Raw genomic sequence first — 1,815 nt, forward strand, 5'->3', positions numbered from 1 at the left:
CCGAGGCCTCGCCGCCTCCGGCGGCGCGCAGCGCATCCAGACCTTCTTCCGTCTCCCCGCCCCGGAGCAGCGCCACCGCCAGCAATTCCTGGAGATCCTGCGAACCCGGGCTCGACGCAGCCGCGTCGCGCAACGCATCGATGCCGGCTTCGGAATCGCCGGCAACCAGCAGCAGTCGCCCGCGCAGCTCGGCCATGTCGGCCGGCTCGCCGGTGTAGTCACGGCTTGCCCGCTCCACGAACTGCAGGGCATCCTCCACGCGACCCTGTTCCAGATAGACCGCCGTCAGCGTACGAATACCCTGCAGCAACCCGGGGCTCTCCTGAACATAACGATTGAGGTTGTGTTCGGGCTGATCGCGGGCCTGCTGTTCGACCTGCTGGTACTTCCCGCCATGCTGGTCGTCGCGCATCGACTGTCGCGGGCGCGCACGGCCTGACCCCATGGCTCCTCGCGAGGCGCGACCGGTCCTTCGGTAGCCGCGCTCCCCCGCACATCACGCCCCCTCCCAATCGGCCCGTCGCCCCGATCCTTTGCCATTACCCGGGACCTCTTGTAACGCCCCCTGTCGATACGCCTTACAACCAAAAAAATACCCTCAACTTCCTGATTTTATTTTATTTGTTCTCCATGCACCCCCTACCCGGCGGCCTGACGCCCGCAAGCCACGCCAGCCTCCGTCGACCGCCTTTACAGTTCCGTCCCAGAACTGGGGCCTATCGCCCGCACGCTGCCAACAATCCAATACCCGCCGGGAAAACATCAAACTTTCCCCCTACATAACAAAGCCTTACGAACGATCACTCCTCGAAGTGAAACTTGGCACGTTGTCTGCCTATAACAACTCGGCAGCAACTGAATTGGCCATCAGGCCAAGCCCCGGCGATGGTTAAATCGCTTCAAATTGAGCATCAGGAGAAATCCATGAACGCGAAAAAAGCACTTCTTGCTTCGCTCTGCGTCGGCATTTTCGCCGCAGGTGCGAGTACCGCGACGGCGGAGACGATCGACTTCGACATGAACCTCGACGCCACCGCGAACTACAGCGGATCGGTCGAAAACGTCCGCCGGATCCAATTCGACCTGAACACCCAGACCTTCCAGTACATTCAGGACCCGAACAACCCGGTTCAGGTCGGCGATGTGTTCTATGACCGCGGGTACGGTGATGCCACGTCCTACCGGACCGTCACCAACGCGGCCGCGCCCCAGACCGGCGACATCCTTGGCAACGACTACTCCATGGGGCTCCTCTGGGACGAACTCCGCGGCGTGGTAACCGGCACCGATACAGTCGGCGGCAATTACGTCGTCACCGCTGACTACACCGGGGTCGGTTGCTGCTTTTCGCTGTTCATGGCCGAACCGACCCCCGGTTTCGGTCAGGACTATGAAGGGGCAAGGGCACACTACACCGACGGCGAACTGGTCATGGAGATGGGCCTGAAATCCGGCAACAGCATCCTGGAATTCGACAGCCAGGGCGGGGCCTTCATCGAAGGGACCTTCACCTTCGAATTCCAGGTGGACATGGTACTGCCGGGCTTCTGGTTCACCAGCGACGGCATCGACTTCGCCGACCTGATCGCGGACGAGGAAGGCGCCCCGACCTTCCAGGTCACGGCCTTCGCCAGCGCCGGCACCATCCAGGAACCGCCGCCGGAGACCTTCTTCGGTGACGATGCCAACAACGTGTACGGCGACACCCGCGACGGCCAGACCCTGTTCAGCGAAACCCAGTCCACCCACGATGGCAGCCTGCGCTTCGCAGTGCCGGAACCGGGCACCCTGGCGCTGATGGGCCTGTCCCTGCTG

General features: G+C 62.6%; 2 protein-coding genes. One reads left to right on the plus strand and one right to left on the minus strand.

Features of this window, described 5'->3' with window-relative positions:
- The coding region (locus F622_RS13515) for a tetratricopeptide repeat protein (RefSeq protein ID WP_038096471.1) at positions 1 to 412 on the minus strand (412 nt) is incomplete at its 3' end.
- A gap of 512 nt (positions 413 to 924) precedes the next feature.
- Between F622_RS13515 and F622_RS0113315 the strand changes: the two genes are divergently transcribed.
- Positions 925 to 1,815 (plus strand): PEP-CTERM sorting domain-containing protein (locus F622_RS0113315; RefSeq protein ID WP_019572122.1); only part of this gene is annotated, 891 nt, incomplete at its 3' end.

Source organism: Thioalkalivibrio sp. ALMg3 (genome assembly GCF_000381225.1).
Taxonomy (GTDB): Bacteria; Pseudomonadota; Gammaproteobacteria; order Ectothiorhodospirales; family Ectothiorhodospiraceae; genus Thioalkalivibrio; species Thioalkalivibrio versutus.